Origin of the sequence: Marinoscillum luteum, from assembly GCF_044005705.1 — a bacterium.
Lineage (GTDB): Bacteria > Bacteroidota > Bacteroidia > Cytophagales > Cyclobacteriaceae > Marinoscillum > Marinoscillum luteum.
In genome coordinates this window covers 153,381-160,957 of record NZ_JBIPKE010000009.1, presented here as the reverse complement: position 1 = coordinate 160,957, position 7,577 = coordinate 153,381, and the positions used below count along the sequence as shown (strand labels likewise).

3 protein-coding genes are annotated in these 7,577 nt (G+C 47.4%); all 3 read right to left on the bottom strand.

What is annotated here, in order from left to right; translation table 11 throughout:
* Positions 1-576 (bottom strand): PfkB family carbohydrate kinase (locus ACHKAR_RS02010; RefSeq protein ID WP_395415952.1); only part of this gene is annotated, 576 nt, incomplete at its 3' end.
* Positions 577-589: 13 nt separating this feature from the next.
* Entirely contained in the window at positions 590-2,077 is a 1,488-nt protein-coding gene (locus tag ACHKAR_RS02005; RefSeq protein WP_159584457.1) for a glycoside hydrolase family 32 protein, read from the bottom strand.
* A gap of 105 nt (positions 2,078-2,182) precedes the next feature.
* Positions 2,183-7,546 carry an Ig-like domain-containing protein gene (locus ACHKAR_RS02000; RefSeq protein ID WP_395415951.1) on the bottom strand — a complete coding sequence of 1,788 codons (5,364 nt, stop codon included), beginning with the start codon at positions 7,544-7,546 and terminating at the stop codon, positions 2,183-2,185.
* Positions 7,547-7,577 lie beyond the last annotated feature (31 nt).

Sequence of the window (7,577 nt, the reverse complement as noted above, 5' to 3'; positions counted from 1 at the left end):
ACTCATCTCCGCCTCATAGAGCAATGAGCTCAACACCCTCACCTCTTCATCATTCATCTTGGCTATCGTACAGTAGCCAAATGAAGACTCAATCACCTCTTTGGTATAGGCATCCCTGCGCAAATTCACATCATAAAATATAGTGTTGAACGATCCTCTGGCCATGATGAAATCCATCGCTGCTTTGGATACGGGGTGTCGCTGGGCGAGCGTACCGAAGTAAAACGCCCCATATTCGTTCAGTTTGGCTGTATTTATACCGGACTGCTCGATGTAGTCATAGGCGACATCATTTCTGATGCGGTAGGTGGGCTGACCCTCCTCTAAAAACACCATCACCCGCCCAGTGAGGTGGCTATTTCGCTGCACAAAATCCTGACCCACGCCGAGTTTGATCATCTCCTCCACGGCCTGATCACCAAGTTTATCTGTACCAACAGCCGTGACAATAGACGCCTCTCGACCACACTGCACCATGTGTGCTGCGAAATTGACCGGCGCTCCGCCAAAATGTTTATATCCTTCTATGAAATCCCATAATACTTCCCCAAAGGCCAATACTTTCGTGTTTTCCATTTGCTTATAAATTTTAGAGTTCTACCAGATCAGATTTTAAAGAAGACATTTTCACGTCCAATCCTTCCGTAAATGAAATGGACGTATATACCTCATTGGGAAACATCAGATCTGTCATCACCACCAGTCCGTCATTTACAAAGACCTCTATGGAAGATTTATCCATAAAAATCTGAAGCTTTTCTATCTCTACATCCGGCAAAGGTGCTTTATGAACAGACGCAAATAAATCATTAAAATCAGAGAGGCCCGATGATGTTCTATCAATGAGCAATTCATCTTTAGACAGAGAAATAGTGAGCTTTTCAGCAATGTTATTTTCGAAGATCAACTCCAATCCCGACTCAGGAATATTGGACAGTTCCAACTTGTAGGCCGCAGATTCGAGCTGACCACCCGAATCAATAGAACTTGATGTCTCAAAGTGCTCGCCGAGTTCTTCTACTGGCACCGACTGCAAAACGGGCTGATCATTGATCGTGAGCAGCTTCAGTTCTCGTGGTAGGGTCATAGCGCTTCTCCAGTTATCGGTAGGCACCGCTACAGCGTACTGCCAGTTACTCATCCACCCCAAAAACAACCTACGCCCATCTGACTCAGGCACATCAGACCAGGTAACTCCGGCGTAGTTGTCCGCTCCATAATCTACCCATCGGATAGTAGAATCACCAGGTGTAAATACAGATCCATCAAAATCGCCCACAAAATACTGGGTAGCCGAACCTCCCTGTGGCCCTCCCGGATTGATGCTCACCAGCATCACCCATTTTTCAGTTTCGTTTTCGTCCGTCAAAGGAAAAAGGTCTGGGCACTCCCATACGCCTCCATGGGCCCCAATAGACTGACCAAATTCACTTTCCAACTTCCATTCTTTTAGGTCTGGAGAAGAATAAATATTCACATGATCTTTCACTGCCAAGATCATCGTCCATTGCTGGAACTCTTCATTCCATGATACTTTTGGGTCTCTGAAATCTATGATCCCCGGATTCTCCAAAACAGGGTTTTGTTGATATTTGGTCCAACTTCTTCCTCTATCCAGGCTATATGCGATTCCCTGGGTTTGAAAATCAATTCTTCGGGCATCGGCTCCAACCGGATCATGATAGGTATAGATAGCTACCATTGGTGGGTTGTCCCTGGTTCCAAAACCTGAGGTGTTTTGCCAATCGATGACCGCACTACCGCTAAAAATATAACCCAGAGAGTCTGGATATAATGCAATAGGCAGATGCTCCCAGTTGATCATATCCTCAGAGACGGCATGCCCCCAATGCATAGGCCCCCAAACATTGCTGTCGGGAAAATGCTGATAAAAGAGGTGATACTCTCCTTCAAAATAGACCATTCCATTTGGATCATTCATCCATTGAGCAGGTGGTGTGAAATGATAAGCCGGTCGGTATTCCTCTCCTCCGCTTAGTTTGATCGGCTCCTTCTGCTGAACAGTAGAAGCACAACCGTAAAAAATGATCGCAAATAGAATGGTGCTATATTTCATGTGTATAAGTTTATTTTAATGGGTCACATGAAATTCGCATAGACTTTATTCAACCCGCGGGTTGCCGCCGCCTGATGTCTAAAGTCTATGCTCCTTTCAAATAGTTTATCGTTTAATTATTCTAAAAACATGCTTTTGACTGTCCGTAGTTACCATCACCAGATACATTCCCGGATTCAGTGCCCGAACATCCAGTGTTGAGCCCGTCAGCGTTTGATTTCTGACTTCTCTACCATCCATAGACAGAATGCTCAACTCATATACCGACTCCTTAGGTAAATCCAAATGCAACTCATCAGTCACAGGGTTTGGATATACCCTCAAGACAATCGTTTCCTCCACCTTTTCGAGCTCTTCGGTAATTCGCGCTGTTGCGTTTCCTACAGTAGGGATGATCAGGTTATCGAGGTTGATATGCCCCCATCCACCGGTAGCATTGTCCACCAACTTCAGATAGCACTCGGTGCCCACAAATGCGGAAGCATCAAATTGCTTCTGTATGTAATCCTCACTGTCGTTGTTGTCACCAGTGGCTTTCATCAGTACGGCACCATCTGACTTACGAACAAGTGCCAGATAGACGGTGTTAAAATCAAATCCTCCACCGATCAAAAAAGTAATGATTCCATTCCCACCCAGTGTAAAATCGGCGGTTTGAAGGGTGCCTGTATCGGCATCACTTCCAGACTGCACGGACCACAAGTGATAAGTACCCTGTGGATTGAATGGGCCTCCCCATCCCCAGTTCACTGCATTGGTAGCATCGGCTGAGACGAATGCATTTCCTGTGGAGGTCCAGCCAGAAAGGTTGCCCGACTCAAAGTCATAAACCAGATATTGCTGCGCCTCTACAGTGACACTTGTCTGATCAGAGAAAGCTCCTTCGTTGGTGGTGACCGTGATCGTAGCACTCCCCGAAGCTATTGCTGTAACCGTACCATTTGCGTCTACTGTGGCCACATTGGTATTGGACGAACTCCAACTTACTCCCTGATTGGAAGCTCCTACTGGCAGTACGGTAGCTGTAAAAGTGGCACTGTGGCCCTCTGTCAAAATCACAGAAGCCTGGTCAAGATCGACCCCAGTCACAGACACGCTGGCTACCGGAATCCTTACATTGTCCAGGTTAATATGCCCCCATCCGCCGGTGGAATTGTCCACTAGTTTGAGGTAACATTCTGTACCCACATAGTCTACAGCATTAAACTGCCTTGTGGCATAGGCTTCACTGTCATTATTATCTCCGGTGACTTTCATCAGTACAGCACCGTCAGATTTGCGAACTAGCGCCAGATAGAGGGTATTGAGGTCAAATCCTCCACCGATCATAAAGGTGATCACGCCATTTCCATCCAATATAAAATCCTGAGACTGCATGGTACCAGTATCTGCATCACCACCTGACTTGACAGACCACAAATGATAGCTGCCCTGCTGATTGAAAGGGCCACCCCATCCCCAATTGACATCAGTGGTTACATCAGCTGAGACAAAAGCGCTACCAGTAGTCGTCCATCCGCTGAGGTTTCCAGACTCAAAATCATAAACCAGATAATCCTGGGCCACCACTGTTGCCGTAGCCTGTGCAGTAAACCCACCATCTATAGTAGTCGCTGTTATTGTGGCCGTTCCGGCTGACACTCCGGTAACTACTCCATCATTGACGGTGGCCACATTGATATTTGATGAACTCCAGCATATGTCTTTGTTGGTAGAATTCGCAGGTGTCACTGTTGCTACCAGACTCTTTGAGGCCCCGGCGGTGAGTGTAAGCGAGCTGGCATTTAATGACACTCCTGTAGCTGGCACATTGTTATTGCCAATAGGCACCACCAGGTTATCCAAGTTGATGTGTCCCCATCCACCTGTAGAATTATCCACAAGTCTGACATAACACTCCACCCCAATGTAAGCCGAAGCATCGAATTGTTTGGACACATAATTCTCACTGTCGTTATCATCTCCGGTCGCTTTCATCAACTCCACTCCATCAGACTTCCTGACCAGGGCGAGGTAGACTGTATTGATATCAAAACCACCACCTATCATGAAAGTAATAATACCGTCTCCGCCAATCACAAAATCCTGAGACCTTAACGATCCGGTCTCTGTGTCGCTCCCAGAGCTGACTCCCCAAAGATGATAGCTACCTTGTGGTGTAAATGGGCCTCCCCAGCCCCAGTTTGCTGCCGTGGTAACGTCCGCATTGACAAATGCTGTACCAGATATGGTCCAACCAGTAAGGTCACCACTTTCAAAGTCATAGATCAGAAACTCCTGATTAGACACCGTCACGGTGGCCTGCTCTGTGAATCCGCCATCGGCAGTAGTCACTGTCACTACCGCCTGACCAGTGGCCACAGCAGTGACCAAACCTGCACTACTCACAGTAGCTACCCCCGTGTTGCTTGAAGACCATGTCACCGATTGATTGGCTGCATTGGAAGGACTTACCGTAGCCTCCAAAGCGAAGGTTGCCTGTGGTGCCAAAGTCAAAGCGGTTTGATTGAGCGAAACGCCTGTAGCTGCTATCGGTGTTCCGGACTGGATAGGAATCCGTACATCATCAAGGTTCAAATGCCCAAATCCTCCGGTAGAATTGTCCACCGCTTTGAGGTAGCAGACTGTACCCAGTGCGGCAGATCCATCAATGATCACTTTGGAATAGGTCTCATGGTTATTGGCTGTCACTTTCGCAAGTAGCGCATCATCAGAGGCACGATAAAGGCCCACAAAAAGGTTGTTGATGTCATTTCCTCCACCTATCAAAAGTTCGATTTGGCCATGGGATCCCAATGTGAAATTGCTTGTAGTAAGAGATCCCACCTGTCCATCACCTCCATCTTTAAAACCATGCAAGTGATAGGTACCCTGATGCTGGAATAGGCCTCCCCACCAGGCAGTGTCACTCGTGACATCTGCAGTGTCGAAAGCTGCACCTGATACAGTCCAGCCTGAAAGATTACCACTCTCAAAATCATATACCAGATAAGTTGGTGCATCTGAAACAGTCACTTCGCATGTAGCACTGTGACCATTTGCTGCGGACGCCGTGACCGTAGCTGTGCCTTTGGCTACAGGTGTTAATTTCCCGTCAACAACCGTCACTACCCCAGCGTTGCTGGTGGTCCAGGTAACCTGCTGATTGGTGGCAGTTGCCGGAGAGACCGAGGCTGTCAAAGTACCAGAGGTTGTCAGGGGCAAAATAAGGCTTGACTTGTTTAGTGAAACACTGGTCACACCAATACCTTGTCCTCCAGCTCCTAGCAAGTAGCTCTGTACAGAAGTGAAACTAGTCGATCCTCCATCAGAATATAGCTCCACACCGTTACTGCTAACCATGGTTGGATATATCCTATTGGAGAATGCCGCTTTACCATTGATAAACACATCGATAGCAGAGTGGTCAAGGAATATATGGAACTTCTCGGGCTTGCCAAAAGCGGTTTCGTCATAGTCCTCTGTAAAGCTTAATCTTTCAAAACTCCGTGGTGATAAACTAGAATTCAACTTATCCAGAACTACCTGCTTGTTCACTGCATCATAGTACAGTCGGGTAATCTCCTGCCCATCATCCGACACAAGGAAGTTCACTCCATACTTATCACCCGCAGTATTCGGGTTGAGTTCCACGATCAACTCCATTGACTGACCTTTTGCCTGTATCTTTTGTGTACCAGATACGGAAAGGTTAGTTTGGGTGATGGCTGTGCCTGCTATCCGCAATGTTTGCAGCTCTGGAGCCGGACTTTGTCCTAATGTCTGCCCATCTGCCAGCAGGGTGTAAACGCGCGGAAGGCTAAACGTATGGCACCAGCCAGCATCCAACTGAGCCTGTGAATCCCATCGCTCATCCACGATCCCCATGCCCACCAACTGGCCGTTGGTGTTTCTGGCTACTGTAGGAGAAAGGTGCCCATGAATCACGTCCAGATTTTTAGGCTGAGTGTAGTCAGGTGTAAAAAGCCCCCCAGACCAAACACCGGTCCAGTATACCGCCCGGGTGTGACCTGGTCCGGGAATCGGATTGACTATTAGTATGTGTTTGCCATTTCCTATACTTTCAAATACTGGCATTTCCCACAGAGACTGGGCTGGGGCTACCTGATTGTAATCCAATGTAGTAAACTGAGATTGACGTGTCCAGTTGTTCAAATCTGAAGAAGTGTAGTACTCTAGTCCACCTCTTCCACTGGTGAGTTTTGCTCCAATGATCATGTGCCATGTCGTACCTTCTTTCCACAAGTAAGGATCTCTGAAATCTGCCACTACTTCTCGGTCAATCACTGGTCCAAGCTTTGTCCAGTTCTCTAATCGACCATTGCTACTGGTGGCATGCGAAATCCCCGGATTGTAAGGCCCGGAATGATTCACACTGGTATAAAAGGCATGGGCAGTTCCATTGTCCACCACTACATCACCAGACCAGATACCTTTCATGTCATAGCCTGAAGTAGATGACCACTCCAAAGTAGGCCAAAGGGCATCTTTCTCATGCTCCCAGTTTACAAAATCGCTGCTGATCATATGTCCCCAGTGCATCATGGTTTTGAATGGGCCATTGGGCGTGCGCTGATAAAACAGGTGATATTGTCCATTGTACTCCACCATACCGTGGGGTTCGTTGGTCCAGTTGGCAGCTGGCATAGCATGATATACAGGCCGCTGAACATCGTTTGCAAATCGACTGGATGGTACGGCCAGCGACTCAAAACCTGATGTGGGAATATTAGCGACTAAGGCCTGATACGCTGAAGAAATAGCGGTCCCGGATTTCGCAATGTCATATATTTTGGTTTCGTCTATCGCTGCATTAAGTGCATTGATCAGGAAAATCCCGCTGTAGGTATCCACATTGCTCTTACCAATGATCAGGGGAGCAGAAGCTTTCTGTATGGTGCCCCCGTTGGGTATGGATGCCGAAGCTACTTCCTGTCCGTTGAGATACAGCCTCATCACGCTGGCACCTGCATCTACTACACCTGCCACATGTACCCACTCATAGAGCGGAAATGGGTTTGGTGCCTGGCAGGTATATTTGAGGCCATTGACATTGACCGAAAACCAATACACACCAAATGTATTGATCCCGATCTGATAGCCCTGATCTCCCTGCACCTGACTGATGATAGCCGATGGGGTAAGATTACCATAGGGCACTTCATGATCAGACGGATAACTTTCCAGACTGATCCATGTCTCCACGGTCATAGTACCACCAAAATTGGTGGTCAAATCCCGGCTGGCCCAGGTTGAGAACCCATCGGTTCTTAGCGCCTTGCCGGTGACACCAGAGACTCGCTCTGGTTTATTAAACGTATTCGCAACTTGAAAACTCAATCCTCCTGCCTCATCCAACGCCGTTTGAGTTCCACTGGCTTCATCATACTTCAGGTAGACGATGGGGCTTTGTGCCATGGCACAGTATGCCCAGATCACCATTATAATGGAGATAAATGTTTTCATCATTTTGTAAGGGTTTAAGTTTAAATCATATGTT